Origin of the sequence: Gramella sp. AN32, from assembly GCF_023718305.1 — a bacterium.
Classification (GTDB): Bacteria; Bacteroidota; Bacteroidia; order Flavobacteriales; family Flavobacteriaceae; genus Christiangramia; species Christiangramia antarctica.
The window spans coordinates 117,277-136,003 of record NZ_QEYO01000009.1; the positions used below are offsets into that span (position 1 = coordinate 117,277).

General features: G+C 38.0%; 10 protein-coding genes. 3 read left to right on the forward strand and 7 right to left on the reverse strand.

The genetic code is table 11. From position 1 onward, the window contains the following. Positions 1-4 precede the first annotated feature (4 nt). The 3 genes from DHD80_RS11750 (at position 5) to DHD80_RS11760 (ending at position 6,029) form a co-directional block, all read left to right on the forward strand. The gene (locus DHD80_RS11750; protein ID WP_251741374.1) at positions 5-1,648 is read left to right on the forward strand and encodes a trehalose synthase; all 1,644 of its coding nucleotides are present in this window, start codon (positions 5-7) and stop codon (positions 1,646-1,648) included. 6 nt (positions 1,649-1,654) lie between these two features. Then, positions 1,655-3,562, forward strand: a complete 1,908-nt coding sequence (gene glgB, locus DHD80_RS11755; RefSeq protein ID WP_251741375.1) for a 1,4-alpha-glucan branching protein GlgB — start codon at positions 1,655-1,657, stop codon at positions 3,560-3,562. 67 nt (positions 3,563-3,629) lie between these two features. Beyond that, positions 3,630-6,029 carry a glycoside hydrolase family 31 protein gene (locus tag DHD80_RS11760; protein WP_251741376.1) on the forward strand — a complete coding sequence of 800 codons (2,400 nt, stop codon included), beginning with the start codon at positions 3,630-3,632 and terminating at the stop codon, positions 6,027-6,029. Positions 6,030-6,801: 772 nt separating this feature from the next. Here DHD80_RS11760 and DHD80_RS11765 read toward each other — a convergent pair. From DHD80_RS11765 to DHD80_RS11795, 7 genes are all read right to left on the reverse strand, one after another. Then, entirely contained in the window at positions 6,802-10,554 is a 3,753-nt protein-coding gene (locus DHD80_RS11765) for a helix-turn-helix domain-containing protein (RefSeq protein WP_251741377.1), read from the reverse strand. Between the two features lie 212 nt (positions 10,555-10,766). Beyond that, positions 10,767-11,399, reverse strand: coding sequence for a DUF4403 family protein (locus DHD80_RS11770; protein ID WP_251741378.1), 633 nt, complete (start codon positions 11,397-11,399; stop codon positions 10,767-10,769). Positions 11,400-12,375: 976 nt separating this feature from the next. Continuing rightward, on the reverse strand, positions 12,376-13,734 hold the full coding sequence (locus tag DHD80_RS11775; RefSeq protein ID WP_251741379.1) for a Gfo/Idh/MocA family oxidoreductase: 1,359 nt from the start codon (positions 13,732-13,734) through the stop codon (positions 12,376-12,378). A gap of 183 nt (positions 13,735-13,917) precedes the next feature. Further along, positions 13,918-14,973, reverse strand: a complete 1,056-nt coding sequence (locus DHD80_RS11780; RefSeq protein WP_251741380.1) for an aminoglycoside phosphotransferase family protein — start codon at positions 14,971-14,973, stop codon at positions 13,918-13,920. A 17-nt stretch (positions 14,974-14,990) separates the two neighbouring features. After that, entirely contained in the window at positions 14,991-15,875 is an 885-nt protein-coding gene (locus DHD80_RS11785; protein ID WP_251741381.1) for a sugar phosphate nucleotidyltransferase, read from the reverse strand. Between the two features lie 138 nt (positions 15,876-16,013). Beyond that, positions 16,014-17,360 carry an ATP-binding protein gene (locus tag DHD80_RS11790; RefSeq protein WP_251741382.1) on the reverse strand — a complete coding sequence of 449 codons (1,347 nt, stop codon included), beginning with the start codon at positions 17,358-17,360 and terminating at the stop codon, positions 16,014-16,016. Next, positions 17,350-18,696 carry a sigma-54 dependent transcriptional regulator gene (locus tag DHD80_RS11795; protein ID WP_251741383.1) on the reverse strand — a complete coding sequence of 449 codons (1,347 nt, stop codon included), beginning with the start codon at positions 18,694-18,696 and terminating at the stop codon, positions 17,350-17,352. Before DHD80_RS11795 ends, DHD80_RS11790 begins: the two co-directional genes overlap by 11 nt. Between the last annotated feature and the right edge of the window lie 31 nt (positions 18,697-18,727).

Consider the following 18,727-nt stretch of genomic DNA (forward strand, 5'->3'; position numbering starts at 1 on the left):
AAAAATGTCAGATAAGGCTACCAGCCAGTCGGCTTCAGATTATCAGTTTAAATGCGAATGGAACCATGCTTTTGAGGATGGGGAATTCGCAAAAATCTTCAGTACAGAAATTTTAGAGAATTATATTCTTAAAAAACGTTGGTACGCTGGTAAGTCAAGCACCTTAAAATATATTGAGGTGGTTGACTATTTCAAAATTGGTTCGGAAAAGAATACCTATTATGGTGTGCTCATCGAAGTGAATTTTAACGAGGCATTTTTTCAGGATTATTTTATTCCCATCAGTTTTATTTCCGAAGCTGAAGGTCCTTTAGAGACGAATACCCTGATTTCTTCAGTAAGTTTTAAAGGAGTCGCAGGGCATTTGATCGATGCGATCCATATTGAAGATTTCAGGTTACTCATTTTCAATAATATCATGCATTCCAGCAAGAAGCAGAAAGGTTCGAAGACACTTTTTCACCGGTCAGAGAATATTCCGCTGGAAAAATATGTTTCTTCCAAATTTATGGGGGGGGAGCAAAGCAATACTTCAATCATCTATAATGATAAGTATGTGATGAAATTCTTCCGAAGAATTTACACCAGCCAGAATCCAGATTATGAGATCAACCGTTTTCTCACCGAAAAAGTGGAATTTGAAAACGTGCCCGCTTATATTGGCAGTATGAGCATTGCCTTTGATAATAGCGAAACGATCACCTTAAGTTTGATGCAGGAAATGATCGAAAATGAAGGTGACGCCTGGAAATATATGCTGCAGGAGTTAAAAGGTGTTTTTCACAATCTGCAAAGAAAAAAGATCAAAGCGAAAAAGTTGCCGGATACTAATTTATACCAGCGGATTTCCATTAACAGTATTCCTCCGGAAATTATCGATTTCGCAGGGCTTAATTTATTCCTGAAAGTTACAAAACTCGCTTTAAGAACTGCGGAAATGCATATTTCGCTGGGTAGTGATATGCAGGATACGTCCTTTACTCCGGCCAAATACAATGGTGATTATGGGGTCTGGTTAAAAAACCGAATGATCTACATGTTCCAGAATAGATTGAATACCATTGAAAATAATATGCACAAACTGGACGGGGAAGCCCTGGCCTTAGCCAAGGATTTTCTGGAACGAAAAAAGGAAATCCGGGAACATTTTCTCAATTTTAACTGGACGAAAATGAAGGGGGAAAGGATCAGGATCCATGGAGATTATCACCTGGGCCAGGTGCTTGTTCAAAATGATGACTTTTTTCTCCTGGATTTTGAAGGGGAACCGGAAAGCACTATTCAGGATAGAAAAGTAAAACAACCACCGCTAAAAGATGTGGCAGGAATGTTCCGGTCTTTTCATTATGCTATTTACTCTACGATCTTCAATAATATGGAAGATTTTAAGACTCCACAGGAAGAACTTTTCCAGGCCGGTGAAATTTTATATAAATATATGATTGGGGTATTCATGGAAACTTATGTGGATAAGGTACAGCAGGAAAATTTGAATATTGGATATAAACAGGAAATTGAATTTTTACTCAATTATTGCCTACTTGAAAAAGCAGTGTACGAACTTGGATATGAATTAAATTCGAGACCGCGATGGACGATTATTCCACTTCGCGGGATCTCATGCATTTTAAAAAATAAACAGAACTAAAAAATTATGAAACAGGAAGTACAGGTACACTCTTTATTTTCAGATTTTGATATATCGCTTTTCAAATCCGGTAAACACTACAGGCTTTACGAAAGATTTGGTGCACACCTTATAGAAAAGGATGGCGTAAAAGGCGTTTATTTTGCAGTTTGGGCACCTTCAGCAAAGCATGTTTCGGTAGTTGGAGATTTTAATTTCTGGCTGGAAGGGGATCATCCCTTAAACGTTCGCTGGGATGGCAGCGGGATTTGGGAAGGTTTTATTCCCGGAATTGAAAAAGGAACCCGATACAAATACAAAATACAGTCCAATAACAATGATATGAAACTGGAAAAGGCAGATCCGTACGCTCTTTTTTGCGAGCATCCGCCCAGCACAGCTTCAATAGTCTGGGACCTGGACTTTAAATGGAAGGATAAGAAATTCCTCGAAAAAAGAAAGGAAAATAATGCACTGGACAAGCCTTTCTCCATTTATGAAGTCCACCTCGCTTCCTGGAGAAAAAATATGGATGAAAACCGCTCACTCACTTATGAAGAAATGGCCGATGAACTGGTTTCTTACGTAAAAGAACTTGGGTTTACCCATATTGAACTTATGCCTATCATGGAATATCCCTACGATCCTTCCTGGGGTTATCAAATTACCGGATATTTTGCCCCAACTTCAAGATTTGGGAATCCACAGGAATTTATGGCACTGATGGATGCGTTTCATAATGCAGGAATTGGTGTGATCCTGGATTGGGTTCCCTCCCATTTTCCTGAGGACAAACATGGTTTAGGGAATTTCGACGGATCAAATCTTTATGAACATCCAGATCCTAAAAAAGGATATCACCAGGATTGGAAGAGTTTGATCTTCAATTATGGAAGGAATGAAGTGCGGTCTTTTTTAATAAGCAACGCCATTTTTTGGTTAGATAAATATCATGTTGATGGACTTCGGGTGGATGCAGTGGCTTCTATGCTTTATTTAGATTATTCCAGAGAGGAAGGCGACTGGGAACCAAATGAATTTGGAGGAAGGGAAAACCTTGATGCGATTAGCTTTTTAAAAGATCTTAATACCGAAGTCTATGGGAGTTTTGAAGGGGTGCAAACCATCGCTGAAGAATCAACTTCATTTCCCATGGTATCCAAGCCAACTTATATAGGCGGACTTGGTTTTGGTATGAAATGGATGATGGGCTGGATGCACGATACGCTGGAATATTTCAGAAAAGATTCCATTTACCGCCAATATCATCAGAATGACATCACCTTCAGTATGACCTATACGTTTACGGAAAATTTTACGCTTCCGCTAAGCCACGATGAGGTTGTATATGGTAAAAAGTCACTCCTAGGCCGAATGCCGGGTGACGAATGGCAACGATTCGCCAATTTACGCTTGTTATATTCCTATATGTTTACGCATCCGGGAACAAAACTGCTTTTTATGGGAGCCGAAATTGGACAATATGAAGAATGGAATTTTGATACCAGCCTGGACTGGCATTTACTAGAACATGATTCCCATAAAGGAATTAAGGAAACCCTTATCGCGCTAAATCATTTATATAAAAATCAGCCTGCGCTATATGAAAAGCAATTTTCCGCGGAAGGTTTTGAATGGATTTCTTATGAAGACAGCCAGAATTCGGTGTTAAGTTTTATGAGAAAAGGTGAAAATCCAAAAGATGACCTGATAGTTATATGCAATTTTACCCCAAATGTTCTGGAAAATTATACTATTGGTATAAATACCACAGGTAAACTGAAAGAAATTTTTAATTCCGACGATAAAAAATTTGGAGGCTCGGGTATTGGAAATAAAACTATTGCTATTAAAAAGGAGGGGTTCCACGGAAGAAAGCAGTCTGCAAACATAAAATTACCGCCCTTGGGAACAGTTGTTTTTCAAATTTTATAAACATGTTTGCTTATTTTATTCTGAAAAGACTTTTTTTTGTAACCTATTTTTTAAATAGAGTAATTCTATGATTACCAATACTGAACTTGAACATAAGGGGAATTTATATCCCACCGCATTACTTTCATACGAACACGATCAGGGTAAAATTAATTTTATCACCAATAACGGGGTTAGATTAGAGATCACCGTACTGAGGGATAATATGTTGCGTTTTCGATACGCGACTACCGGAATTTTCTCTAATGATTTTTCGTATGCTATAGATCCTAACCAGCCTCATGGCTTTAGTCAGTTAAAGGTTGAAGAAGAGGAAACCCATGTCTTAATCCATACTGAAAAATTTATATGTAAAGTAGCCAAAGACGATCTTCGCCTGGGCATGTATGAGCTTGATGGCACTGTTATTCTGGAAGATGAACTTGGGTTTCACTGGGAAGAGAGTTTCCATTTTGGTGGAAATTTTGTAAAGATGAGCAAATCTTCCCAGGATCAGGAAAACTTTTTTGGCCTGGGGGATAAGCCTACAAACTTTAATTTGAAAGGGAAGAGAATAAGCAACTGGAATACAGATCAATATGCTTTTGGTAAAGACACTGCTGAACTCTATAAAACTGTTCCCTTTTACATTGGCCTGCATAGCAATATTGCCTACGGGGTATTCTTCGACAATACCTTTAAAACACATTTCGATTTTTGCCATGAGCGCCGGAATGTAACCAGCTTTTGGGCAGATGGCGGGGAAATGAACTATTATTTCATTTACGGCCCTCAGATGGCCGATGTGGTTACAACATACACCGATCTTACCGGGAAACCTGAATTACCTCCTATGTGGGCACTGGGATTCCACCAGTGTAAATGGAGTTATTATCCGGAAAGTAAAGTAAAAGAGATTACTGCTAAATTCCGCGAGTTACAGTTTCCATGTGATGCGATCTATTTGGATATCGATTATATGGAGGGCTTTAGATGTTTCACCTGGAATAAAGAATTTTTCCCTGATCCAAAAAGAATGGTTGCTGAACTGGAAGCCGATGGTTTTAAGACTGTCGCCATTATCGATCCGGGAATTAAGATCGATCTAAACTATGATGTTTTTAAAGAGGCATTGGAAAATGATTATTTCTGCCGTAGGGCAGATGGGCCTTATATGAGAGGAAAAGTTTGGCCGGGTGAATGTTATTTCCCAGACTTTACCAATCCGGAAGTGCGGGACTGGTGGAAAGACCTGTATCGTGAACTCATTGGAGATATTGGGGTAAAAGGTGTCTGGAATGATATGAATGAACCTGCCGTCATGGAGGTTCCCGGAAAAACATTCCCTTTTGATGTGCGCCATGATTACGATGGAAACCCCTGTAGCCATAGAAAAGCCCATAACATTTACGGGATGCAGATGGCCCGTGCTACTTACGAAGGAGTAAAGAAATATAATTTCCCAAAAAGGCCATTTATAATTACCAGGGCAAATTATTCCGGAGGACAGCGTTATACATCGACCTGGACAGGAGACAATGTGGCGACCTGGGAGCATTTATGGCTTGCCAACGTACAAATTCAACGTCTTTGCATTAGCGGGATGAGCTTCGCAGGAACCGATATTGGTGGTTTCGCTGAGCAACCTTCCGGAGAATTATATACACGCTGGGTACAAATGGGAGTTTTTCACCCTTTCTGTAGGGTACATAGCTCCGGGGATCATGGAGAACAGGAACCCTGGTTTTTTGGTGACGAAGTATTAGGGATTACCAAGAAATTTGTGGAATTAAGGTATCAGCTTTTACCTTATTTATATACTGCTTTTTACAGGTATATTCAGGAAGGAATCCCCTTCTTAAAGCCTTTGGTATATTTCGATCAGAATGATGTACAAACCCATCATAGATCTGATGAGTTTATCGTTGGAAATCATATTTTAGTTTGCCCTATACAGGAACCAAATGTTCAGGGAAGAAGAGTGTATATCCCCAAAGGCACGTGGTATAATTACTGGACCAAAAAGCCGGTTGTGGGTGGAAAAGAAATGTTTGTAGAGGCCCCCTTAGAAACTATGCCTTTGTTTATCAAAGAAGGTGCGGTAATCCCAAATTATCCCATACAGCAATTTGTAGATGAGCTGGATTTTGAAGAAATGACCTTACATGTATATTACAAACTAGGGAAAGAGACTTCAGAATTTTTTGAAGATTCCCATGACGGTTATGAATATAGGCAGGGACAATTCAGCATGCGTTCTTTTAAGGTTACCGGGAAAGAAGACGAGATCATTGTTCAGCAGCATAAAAGCGGGAAATATTCAGCTTCCTATACCAATTTCAAGATAAAATTCCACGGAATCCCCTTTAGAATAAAGCGTGTTTTCTTTGAAAATGAAGACATAAATCCTGAAGAATTGCAATTTGATGTAGATGAACAAACAATGATTGTGGACAAAGACTTTAGTGAATTACATATTGTAGGTTAGCATAAATCTTTAATATTTATCTCGTCACCCTGAGACCTTTGAAAATTTTCTAGCGGAGGAAATTGACGTATTTTTTAGCATATCTAATGAGATGCTGAAACATCCCGATAGCTCGGGACAGCATGACGGCAATTTTAAAAAACCGGTATCGTAACCCTGAACTGGTTTTAGGGTCTCTAAAAAAACGTCAATGGTAATGAAATGAAGCAATCTCCATTACAGATTGCTTTAATGCATTCGCAATCAGGGAAACGTCCTCAGTTTCGGATTCGGGACCCGTAGGTGCAAAATCCGTTCAAAAGAATTGCTGTTTGAGCGAAGCGAGTTCAATTCTTTTAGGATTTAAACCGTTACGGGTGAACGAGAAACTGTAGACTAGATTTTTTGTTTCTTTTTCAGCAATGGAAAAAGAAAAGAATGAAAATATGCTTCGACTGCGCTCGCGATGATGAATAAAACTAAAGTCTAACTTAAATTTTTCCTAACGGAAAGAGGAATCTCATGATCATTAGCAATGACCAATTACCGAAATCCTGCTTGCACATTTCGACTCCGCTCAATGTGACAAAGAATTCCTCATTGCAAGACCCCTGAAAAAATTTATCCAGCGGAGGAAATTGACGTATTTTTAGAATATCTAATGAGATGCTGAAACAAGTTCAGAATGAGGTCTTTTATGCCTTATGACACTTTACGGACAATCAAAATAAATTTTTCCAAAAATTAATCCGGCAGTTTGAATTTCAAACCGCCGGACTTTTGAAAGGGCAAATTATAAGGTTTTCTTCTCGAAATTATCTGTTGGTGCGAAACCGTAATATTTCTTGAAGGCACTAAAGAATATTTTCGGACTTCCAAATCCGCTTCTGTAAGCGACTTCCATAATATTATATTCACTATTCTTAGCTAAGTCTTTTGCGTGATTCACCCGGACGAATTCAATAAAATCCTGGGGGGATAAATTCACCAGACTTTTTAATTTCATGAACAAAGTATTACTGGTCACACCAATCGCCGCGCTTAAGTCATGGACAGAAAAGTTTTCGTTCTCGATATTCTGAATGACGATCTCATTGAGATTGGCTACGAATTTCTCATCGCTTTCACTTCTAAATCTTGCCTTTTTTTCTTCTATAAGCGATTGCACATAAGCATTCCTTAATTCCTGCTGCCAGCTTAAAATGTTTACGATTTTAGAGAGGAGCAAATTTATATCTATGGGTTTCCTGATCACTTCCGTAAGCTCTTCGATTTGATCATTATTCAACTTATGATCTTCATCTGCCACCAAAAATATATTGATATGGTTTAAACCAATATTTCGCTTGAGCATTTTAGCCAGTTGAAATGCATTCATATCTGGCAAAACTGTGGCACTAATAATAATATCTGGAAAGATCATTCCTGCCTTCTCCATACCTTCTTCAGCACTTGAAGCCTGATAGATCTGGCAATATTTTCCCACATTTTTAACCAGCAGATCCCTTGTTTCCTCATCACTTTCTATAATAAGGATCTTGCTTTCACTAAAATTGGTGATTTCCTGAGGAAAAGGAGTTTCTATAACCTGCTCAACAATCGGTTCAGCGTGAGTTTGCTCAGGAATTTGAACTGGCGTTGTGTTGACAGGTTTATATTCTGCTTTGCGATTTTTAAGGACTACCGTAAAAGTGGTGCCCTCATTTTTCTCGCTTTCATAAATAAAACTTCCATTAGACTTTAAAATGAGATCCCTGGTTTTGATGATCTGCATGACTCCGCCTTTTTGATTGATCTTAAATTTCTTCCGAAGAATTCGCTTTCTTTCCAATAATTTCTGCTGATTCTTGGGGATTCCGCTACCATTATCAGCCACCTGGATCTTTAAGTCACCTTTGTTGGTTTCAATAAGATTCACGATGATCTTTCCAGATTCAAAGCAATAACTTGAAGATCCGGAGATGAGTCCGAAGAAAATTTTATCAAGCGTTTCCCTGCTGTAGTAAAACGGTCCTTTTCCCCATTGATCATTCACAGTGATCTGCAGTTTTTTCTGCTGGAAAAGCGGCTCAAAATCATTAATGAGTTCCGGAATATGCGTGGAAAGGTCTATGGCAGTAATCTCATAAACCGATTCCTGGTAATTAAAATTGAGTATCTGCTGAAATAATTCTTCTATCCTGGCCGAAGAACGTTGAATTTCTACCGCAACTTTAGGCTCGGCAGCTGCTGCAATTTTATTAAGATTGGCCAAAGATTTATCGATTGGTTCCCGAAATTCCTTTTTTAACTGGCTTCGCAATTCAGCTTTTGCTAAAATTGTGTCTGATTTGCTTTTGTGCCTAAAAACATAAATAAACACACCAATAGTTGCTAAAATCCCGAGTCCTAGAAACAAGTAAATGGAAGTAATTCCAGTAGCATTTCCCGGCACTGAAATATTTAAAGTTTTAGGTTTTGTCCAGTCCAATCCGGCCTGTTGCGCCCTTACCTTAAAAATATAATTTCCGGGGGGCAAACTCCCATAATTCACTTCATTGGAAGATGACGGAGCACTCCAGTCCCTGTCCAGCCCCTCAAGCATCCAGGAATATTTCAAGTTTTGGGAATTGTGCGTAATCGCCTGAAAATTTAAACTGAAGGAACTTTTAGGAGAAAGCTCTATTGCGCTGGTTTTATAAAGATTTATATCTTTCCTGCCTTTGTCATCACTCACTTCTAGGCCTTCAAAAACGATCGCAGGTTCAAAATTATCCTGATCAAGTAAAAGCGAAGGAGAAAGAATGTTAAGTCCCTGATCACTTCCAAAGGCAAATTTATTCTCATTTAATTTTAAAATTCCCCCCATAAAATTTGCTGAAGAGAGTCCGTGAGAATTAGTAAAAACCCTTACTTTATTGTTTTCAGTATTAATATGCGCCAGGCCATTATCTGTGGTTGCCCATATTTCATTTTCGTTGGGCATATAAACCCCGGAAATAGTATTCGAGGGCAAACCTTCTTTTTTTGAAATCGTTTTAAGTTGATTTTGACTTAAGTTAAATAGAATTATCCCCGCATCATTAGTGGCCATAGCCATGGCCCCATTTGGAAGAATATCGATGTCGTCAATACTGCTATACTTAAGCTTGGATGCCCTTAGATCTTTAACTTCAACAATATTATTATAAGCAGGGTTTAGTTTAAAGGTTCCTTCACTGGTCGCCGCAATTATTTCATCATCATAACCGCTTATAGCCTGAACATTTTTGATATCAAAAGTTTCAATCTTATTTGCGGGAGAGATCCTGGTGAGCTTTCCAGCTTTCCCCCCTATCCAAACATTTTTATCCTTATCAATAAACAGGGCTGTAGCCGAATTAATTTCAGTTTTATATCCTCCGGCGGGAGCATAATGCGCCCTTAAAATAGTTAGAGCATTGATCTTATAAACACCATCCTTCTTTGTCGCCACCCAAACATGTTCTCCATTTGCTTTTATGGCGGTAATTTCATCAGGTTCCGGAAGATCGCGATTAAAGTTTAAGTTATTAATGTGGCGCCAGCCCTCGGTTTCTGGATAATAAACACTTAGACCTTTACCCGTCCCAATCCAAATATTGCCATAAGAATCAACCTCTGCGGTGGAAACCTTATCATCCCCAAGACTGGAGTAAACGCCAGGAATATTTTTTAAAATGGAGATATTTTCCTGCTCTAAAGGCTGCTTGAACAGGTTATCTTTAGAAGCGAACCAAAGTAAATTTTGATTTCCCTTAAAAACATCTTTCACAACCAGGGATTGAAAAGCCTGAGGCTCTTCAACTAATTCTAAATTTTGATCTAAAACGACCATTCCTGCACCTTCAGTACTTAAATATATTTTATCCTGAATGTATTCAATATTAATTATCGGAAAATGGCTAATCCTCCATGGCAGGGTATAGATTTTCTGAAGATTTACTAATTGAAGATCGGTTTTGTAGAGACCGCTATTTGCTGTTCCAATAAGAATGCTATTTTCCAGTAAACATAAACTGGAATACTTCAGAAGCGGATTCCTAAGATCCAACACTCTCAGCTTGGTTAGCTCGGTATTGATTTCGTACAAATCATCTTCGCCGGCAACCAGGATTCGATCTCCCAACGAGATCATATCCTGAACCTTGATATTTTTATTGGTTACTATCTGGATTGATTTTCCCGCATCTTCAAGAAGTTCGTAATCAATTTCAAAAACACCCTCTTCAGCAGCGATCCAAAGTTTATTATCTTCAGCTAAAAGATGGGAAACCTTTCCCGTTTTTAGACTGATGGTCTTAAAGCCATCGAGTTTAGGATCGTAAACCCCTACTCCATTTTCAGTACCAATCCAGATATGACCGGTATCATCGATAAGTAAAGTAGTATAATTCGTTCCCAGATCTTGGGAAACCGAATTGGTAGCATTATATTCAAAAACCTTTGCAGAATTATACTTTAAAATATTTTCACCGGAAGCAATCCAAATATTTCCCAGGCTATCCTGATCAATTTTTGAATTTTCCGGATTGATTTTTCCTTCCATTGCCCGGACATTAACCGGACTGGAATTCTGTGTAAAACCTTTCGAACCGAGCCCTGTGCATAACAAAAGACTCAATAAAAACCTTAATTTAAAATGCCCCAAATCTTAAATAGTTTATTGATATAAATTGGGATAATTTATAAATTAAAGTCCTGATAAACGGAGTTTTATCTCACTTTAGAAAAGAATTTATTAAGACGATATTAACAATTTTAGACAGGGAGATCTATAGAGTTTACATTAACCCCAATATCGCCAATAATCTGTACTTTGAGATGAATTTGTTTATTCAGTACTTCCAGGCTCACTATTTTCATTTGTTCTATAGAACCTAGAATATATATCCCGGCCATGGTTTCGATACGCTTTTCCAGTTTGTCATTTATTTCAACGATCCTGGATTCTATTTGAGGTAAAAAATCAAAATTCATCTTGCTTTTGATCTTGGCATACATCCAATTGTTTGCAATATTCTCCAGGAGGGCATCTGCCAAAAAGTTTTTAGTGATCATTTCGATCAAATAATCTTCAATAAAAACGCGCTGATCAGCTTGAGACAGTGCGAGGGACGCATGAATAAGCGCTGTGGCTTTCTTATTTTTGAACAGAGAGGTAAGAGTTATAAATTCAACGACCAGGATGATATCAAATTGTTCCAGTTCGCTGGTTTCCAGGTTTACATTGGTAATTTCAGCATACCTTTTCGATGTTCCGTCTTCATTTTCTTTTTCAATAATCTCGCCTATCAATTTACTTTGGATGACTTTCTCCAGAGCATCAAATTCGATTTGAATGGGAAGTAAAAGTTGCAAATTTGAAGGAGTGATTGATTCTTCAGAATTCATTGTAGTGATTGTTGATGGTTAAAGTATTGAATTTACAACAATATTTAGAGCTGGGCTTATCCTGCAGGACTTCCGAAGAAATTCTCGTATGTATCCAGAAATGCTTAATTCTTTGGGTCTACAGATAGTTTAACATGCAGCGCTTCGTTATTTTTTAAATTTTGAACCTAAAAAAATAAGGCAACCCAGGGCTAAAAAGACCAAAATAAAGCTAACGTAAATCAAATTTGCAAAAGTAGGGAAATCAAAAGTTCAAATCGTGACTTTTAATTAAAGTTAATACATCTCTTTTAATCTTGTAAAAATGGGGATAATAAAACCCCCATTTCTAACAAACTGAATTTTAGGTATCCCTACTTACCCATTTCAGAAAAAATACTTTCCTAATCTCATTAGGAAATTCAAATCTAAAAAGAAGAAGTCAGATGTGTATACAAACAATTGTTAATGTGTTAACCGGGCTATTTATTCTAGTTATTGTGTTAAACAGTGAATGAATTAAATATAGGGAGACGGATAATTCCCTGCTTTTAAATTATGACTATGTTGTCTATATTTTGAGGATAGCGCGGGGAATTTAATAGATTAAATACCTGCCAAATAAAAACTCCGGTCAAATTTGCCGGAGTTTTTTCTAATACGGATAAAATTTCACCAATAGAATAGCATATAAGAAACGGAGACCATACCGAGGATACCAATTCCAAATTTGCCCAAGTCTTCAAAAGTGAAACTTTTAAAAACTTTGTAAAATAATTTTTCAGATAAAGTAGATAGGGTTTTTATCATGTTGTTTGGTTTTTATCCGAATATCTGAAATTTAGTTTATTTCACAAAATATTAACAATTAAATTTTTAAATATTTATGCATACTTGAAAATTTTCCAAATTATAGAAATAAACCTGTGAAGTTTCGTAAAGCGTTAGAATTGGAAGGTGCGATAATTCGCCACCTCAAAGAGAAGCAAATTAATGATCAATAGGTTTCCTTCATCCAATTATAAGGTTTTCTATTGATCCAATTGCCCCTGGTGAAATCGGGAAAATCCTGGGGTTCGCCATTATTAGCTATCGAAGCTTCTGATAATGGAGTGACCGCACTCCATGCAGCGGCATCGTAAGCATCCAGGGGCGGTGCAATATTTTGCCTGGCAGATTCTACAAAAGCATTGATCACGAAAAAATCCATCCCACCGTGACCAGCGCCTTTAGCATAATCACCATGTTTCTTCCAGAGGGGGTGATCATACTTTTCCAGCCATGCATCTGCATCATCCCATTTATGGGGTTCAGATTTTCCTTCAATATAAATTCGGTTGCCATCAACTTCCCATAATCCATTTGTTCCCTGAACCCGGAAGCCTAAAGAATAAGGCCTGGGAAGTGTGGTATCGTGGGTGATGATAATAGTTTCCCCGTTTGTAGTTTCTATGGTGCTGGTAATTACATCTCCCATTTTAAATTTTACCTTAGAATTGGGATGCTGTTCTCCACCATTTTCAACAATATATTTATGCAGGCCTGCACTTTTAGTGGCGTGAGAGGTTAAAGAAAGGAAGCGATTTCCCCGGTTTATATCATTCATAACTGCAATAGGCCCTAAACCATGCGTAGGATACACATCGGCATTGCGCAAAACCGAATGTTGAGTACGCCATTTGGATTCAGAAATTCCTTTATCCCCAAACTCCACTCCTTTTCCATAAGGAGTTTTTCCATCATTCAATAATACTCCGCGAAGGTCATGTTGATACCCGCACCTGAAATGAACCAGGTCACCAAAGATATTTTGTTTCACCATATTCAGAACGGCCAGCACATCCCTTCGATAATTAACATTTTCAAGGATCATTAAATGAGAACCGGTTTGTTCATGCGTATTTACCAGGTCCCAGCATTCTTCAAGTGTATTAGCTGCGGAAACTTCCAGCCCCGTATATTTACCTGCTTTCATTGCATCAACTGCCATTTTCGTATGCCATAACCATGGCGTTGCGATGATTACCGCATCCACTTCGTTTAATGCCAACAGGTTCAAATAATCGGCATCATCTTTTCCAAAGGTTTGTGGTGCAGCCTTACCAGCATTCGCAATCGTATCCAGAGATAATTTGATTCTACTCTCGTCCACATCGCATATCGCTACAATATGAATATCCTCCCGCAATAATAGATTATTCAAATGATTGGTACCACGAAGTCCTACGCCAATCATACCAATATTGAGCTTACTTTGATGCCATTTTTTTCCTGTCGCAAAAGAAAGGCTGGGAAGAATTACTGCCCCGGCAGCAATGAGTGCTGTGTCCTTTATAAATTTCCTTCTATTATTCATAACTGCTAAATGATTTTTATAATGACTTAAGGATAAACCTATAAAATGATTTTGTTTATAAAAACCACTTTCTAGTCAATCACAAAATAAACAAATTCTATCAGATTTCAGAAGGGAAGAAGGTGTCTCAAAGGCACTTTAATCTCAGTACCTTAAATATAACCATCCATAAAGTGAAAAGCTCTATTTGAGTTTCGCTTGTATGACAGATTGCATATATTCTTTTTTCTGCAGTGCTTTATGGGCAAAATCAAACAAACTCAGGCATCTGTCCAAATTCTGTTTTTCGTGAGTGACTTTATAATAAATATTTTTGTTCAAATAATCTGTCAAAGCTCTTAGCCCATGTAGAAAAGGCATAAATACAGCACCTAAGGCCAAGCTTTTTTTCTCTTCAGGAGTCAGGAAAGAACTGTGTATCTTAAGTCCCTCAATAAAAGCCTCAAAAAGATTATTTTCAAAAGTAATTTTATGATGATCCTGTTCATCTTCAGCAGCCGTATTGGCAATGGTGCGTACTGCATCACCAAAATCATAGAAGAAATACCCGCTCATAACAGTATCTAAATCAATAAGGCATAAAGCACGGTCATTCTCTGTGGAAAATAGAATATTGTTCAGTTTAGTGTCATTGTGACAAATCCGTTGGGGAAGGTTGAAGGTTTCCAATTCATAAAGTTCCTCTAAAAATTGATATGCTAAAGTGATCGCATTTTTAGCAATCATCAGCCTTTCCTGATCGGTATTTTTGAGAGCCTGTTCAAATTCCAATTTCCTTTTCTGAAGATCATGGAATTTAGGAATAGTTTCTACATAAGTTGAAATTTCCTCATTTTTAAGCAAGCTGTGAAATTTGCCAATTATCCTCCCTGCTTCTTTACTAAGTTTTTCGCTGGTAGTTTTATTATAGGTGATACTATCTTCTATGTAAGTCATCAACCGCCAATACTCATGGTCCAGCCCTAGATAATTTTTTCCGCTATTAGATGTTATAAAATGTATTTGAGCATAATCTGAATCGGCCAGGTTTGGAAGCACCAATTTTATATTATGCATTAAACCGGGAACATCTTTAAAGACCTCATGATTGACTCGCTGGAGAATATATTGCGGATTTAATGCAGAAGTGACCAGGTACGTATCATTGATCAATCCATTGTTCAGGAGTGAAAAATCATAAGCCTTTTCAGAAATATTAAAGTGGGCAATAATTCGATTAAGTTCTTTGACTGAATGCATGGAGATTTACGATTTTCTCACCAAAGGGGATTGGGATATATTTTTTTCCGGGTCATTTCCGCTAAAGAATCTACAACTTTATCTTTATCTGAAGCATAGGTCACCCCAAACCAATTCTCATTAGTTGGGATTACCGTAACCTTAGCTGCATTTTCTTCCAGCATTTTCTGGATTATAAAAGGTAAGTAAATCTCATCCTGAATACGCTTCTGCTTATGGTTTAAAAAAGATCTTATTTCTTTCTCAATAAATGGAAAAATGGCTGGCTGGCATACCCAAAAATTCATACTAACAATTTCATCACCGGTAAATTCAACCTGAGATTCAATATCTATAATACGATTTTCCTGAGCTTCAATCTCTTTATATTCCGTGATATTGGCCAGCGAATTGTCATTATTTAACTTACAAACTCCCCTTGCTACGACACCATTTGGAGAGAGGGTATTTTTTAAGAGGTAGCCCATAAAAAGAAACTCATTTTCCGGCCTTGTTTTATTTATACGCCTGGCAACTTCTTTAAAAGCAGTAGTTCCATAATAGTCATCAGCATTGATGACCGCAAATGGCTCATCAATCACATTTCTGGCACACCAAACGGCGTGAGCTGTGCCTAACGGCTTTGTTCTTAGTACAGGAATCGATGAATCAGCAGGCAATTCTCCTATTTCCTGTACTACCACTTCAAATTGGACATTTTCAGGCAATCTAATTTCGAAATATCCTTTCAGAAAATCAGCATTTGCTTCCTGGGTTATCACCACAATATGATCGAACCCGTTTCGAATAGCATCTTTAATACTGTATTCCATTAAAAATTCTTCATTTGGGCCCAGGCCATCAAACTGCTTGAGTTTTCCATACCTGCTCCCTCTACCGCCAGCCATTAAAAGTAAAGTCATTTTTATTACAATATTAATTCTGTATCCCTTTTTTCGATTATTTATAATCGATAGGTATAAAAAATTTACCCTTAGTTATATCGATTCAACTCATTTTTACTAGAGTTACTATTTATATTCTGGCCATAAAGATTAACCTCAGGAAAACACCAATAGCATGCTAGTCCCTAATCCATGCTTACTTTCAATCTGAATTTTCCCTCCATGCAGTGTCATTATTTGTTTGGACAAACTCAGGCCAATTCCGCTTCCTTCTTTCTTGGTAGTAAAAAACGGTATAAAAATCTCGTCGAGGATCTCTTCTGAAATACCGGTTCCATTATCAGCAACCCTAATAAAAAGTCTTCCGTCCATTTTTTTTCCCGCTGTAACCTGAACTTTTGGGTTCTCTTTTTCGGCACTGGCTTCAACCGCATTTAGAATAAGGTTGATGAGCACCTGTTCCATGAGATAAGTATCGATCTCGATCTCCAGGGCTTCATCAGCGAGGAGAAAATCTAGCGCGACATTGTTATCCTTAAGTTGCGGCTTCATAAGATTTTCCAAATCCCTGAACATTTCTTTTACCCTCACTTTTTCGAGATTCAAACTGGTTACTTTATTGAGACTGCGATAGGTTTTGGCAAATTTCAACAAGCCTTCACTTCGTTTTTCAATACTGGAAAGGCCTGCGTCCAAATCTTCAATATCCAGGAGATTTTCGGCTGGATTCTCCTGATGCATTGCTACCTGAAATTTCAGCGTATTGGCAAGCGATGAAATGGGCGCAATGGAATTCATAATTTCATGCGTCATCACGCTCAGCAGCTTTTTCCAGGCTTCAGATTCGGTTTTATTCAGTGTATCTTCAATATTATGAAGCACCACAAGTTTAAAGGTTTTTTCCCCGATTTGAAAAATACTGTTGGAAAGTAAAACTTTGATGGTTTCCTTCTGAACTTTCAATTCCGCTGAAGTTGGCTTCGGATAAAGTTTATTAAAAATCAATTCAAAAACCTGCGGATTTCTACTAGAGACAAAACTGATGTTTTTAAAAGATGGGAAAGCAAGCGTATTCTGAAAGGATTCGTTAGACCATAACACCTTACCGCTTTCCATTTCATAGGCCAGAATACCAATATCTACCAGTTCCAGAATTTTTTGGAGATAGAGGTACTGGGTTTCCTTTTCAGAATTGATCTCACGAACAACCTCGTTCACGGTATTGAAACCTTCATAAAAACCGCGAATATCTTTCGTTTTATTTTCGGCTAAATATTGCCTGGAAAAATCCCTGTATTTAACCGATTCAAAAAAATCATCGATCACTTCAAACCTTCGGCTCAGAAACCTGAATAAATTATAAATTGCGAAAATAATTCCAAGCAGGCTGAAACTTCCGGCGAGGTACCAGGTTTTAAAAAAACAAAAAACAGCAGTTCCAAGCAGGATCACAAGGATTAAAATCCGCAGGAGAATGCCTATATGATAGCTTTTAAAGGTCATATTTGTCTAATCTCCGGTAAAGCGCGGCTCTGGTAATGCCAAGTTCTTTTGCCGATTTCGAAATATTCCCCTTGTTCTTATCGATCACCTTCAGAATGGTATTCTTTTCCACAGTATCCAGTCGCATATCCTGTATTTCTTCATGCGGAAAAGTACTTTCGATAACAGAAAATGAGAGGTCAGACTCCTTTAATAAATTAGAATCGGCCATGATCACGGCCCGTTCGATCACAAACTGCAATTCCCTTACATTCCCGGGGAAAGAGTGATTTTTCAGCTTCTTCAGAAAACCCTGGTCTAATTTAAAAGGCCCTTTAGTATATTTTTCTGAATACTGCTCAAGAAAGTACCTGCATAACAGCGTAATATCGGTTCCCCGATTTCGCAAAGGCGGAATAATAAGATCCACCGTATTGATACGGTAAATAAGATCCTTTCTGAATTTATTTTCATCGGAAAGTTCAGAAATATCCAGGTTCGTCGCGCAAATTAACCGAATATCTACTGGAATAACCTCGTTGGAACCTAAAGGGGTGATATGCCGGTTCTGAAGCACCGTAAGCAACCGTGCCTGCTGGCGAAGACTAATATTCCCAATTTCATCTAAAAACAGCGTCCCGCCATTTGCAGCTTCAAAGCGGCCTTTACGGTCTTCACGGGCATCGGTAAATGCACCTTTTTTATACCCGAATAATTCACTTTCAAACAAAGTGGAGGTTAAAGCACCCACATCAACTTTTACGAATGGCTTTCCCTTTCTATTAGAATTCTCATGGATCGCTTTGGCCACCAGATCTTTTCCCGTTCCATTCTCCCCAAGCACCAAAATATTGGCATCTGTAGGAGCCACTTTTTTAATTTTAGAGAATACTTCTAAAATCTCCTCACTTTCGCCCACAATTTTTTCTCCTTTGCTATTTGATTTTAGGGATTTTGAACCTGCTTTTTTCTTATTCTGAAGCATTTCCCGAATGGATTCGATCACTTTCTGATTTTGCCAGGGCTTTACGATAAAGTCGGAAGCGCCTTCTTTTAAAGAACGAATGGCTAGGTCTATATCACCATAAGCGGTGATCAGGATCACATCGGTATCAGGAGAGATTTCCTTTATTTTATTCAGCCAGAAGATGCCTTCATTTCCGGTGTTCACCAGCCCGTTGAAGTTCATATCCAGGATGATAATATCGAATTTCCTATCAGAAATGATCGAGACAAGATTACCCGGATTTTTTTCGGTTAAAATTTCTGCAACAAAGGGTTTCAGCAATAGGCGTATGGCGGTAAGCACATCGGCATCATCGTCTATAACCAGTATTTTAGCATCTTTAAGTTGCATAGACACAATATTACAATTTTCTTTAGAGGTC

Excerpts from the sequence above, each read along its gene's own strand:
- DHD80_RS11750 (WP_251741374.1), top strand. The coding sequence starts at position 5 with ATGTCAGATAAGGCTACCAGCCAGTCGGCTTCAGATTATCAGTTTAAA.
- glgB (WP_251741375.1), top strand. The coding sequence starts at position 1,655 with ATGAAACAGGAAGTACAGGTACACTCTTTATTTTCAGATTTTGATATA.
- DHD80_RS11760 (WP_251741376.1), top strand. The coding sequence starts at position 3,630 with ATGATTACCAATACTGAACTTGAACATAAGGGGAATTTATATCCCACC.
- DHD80_RS11765 (WP_251741377.1), bottom strand. The coding sequence starts at position 10,554 with ATGGAAGGAAAAATCAATCCGGAAAATTCAAAAATTGATCAGGATAGC.
- DHD80_RS11770 (WP_251741378.1), bottom strand. The coding sequence starts at position 11,399 with ATGAATTCTGAAGAATCAATCACTCCTTCAAATTTGCAACTTTTACTT.
- DHD80_RS11775 (WP_251741379.1), bottom strand. The coding sequence starts at position 13,734 with ATGAATAATAGAAGGAAATTTATAAAGGACACAGCACTCATTGCTGCC.
- DHD80_RS11780 (WP_251741380.1), bottom strand. The coding sequence starts at position 14,973 with ATGCATTCAGTCAAAGAACTTAATCGAATTATTGCCCACTTTAATATT.
- DHD80_RS11785 (WP_251741381.1), bottom strand. The coding sequence starts at position 15,875 with ATGACTTTACTTTTAATGGCTGGCGGTAGAGGGAGCAGGTATGGAAAA.
- DHD80_RS11790 (WP_251741382.1), bottom strand. The coding sequence starts at position 17,360 with ATGACCTTTAAAAGCTATCATATAGGCATTCTCCTGCGGATTTTAATC.
- DHD80_RS11795 (WP_251741383.1), bottom strand. The coding sequence starts at position 18,696 with ATGCAACTTAAAGATGCTAAAATACTGGTTATAGACGATGATGCCGAT.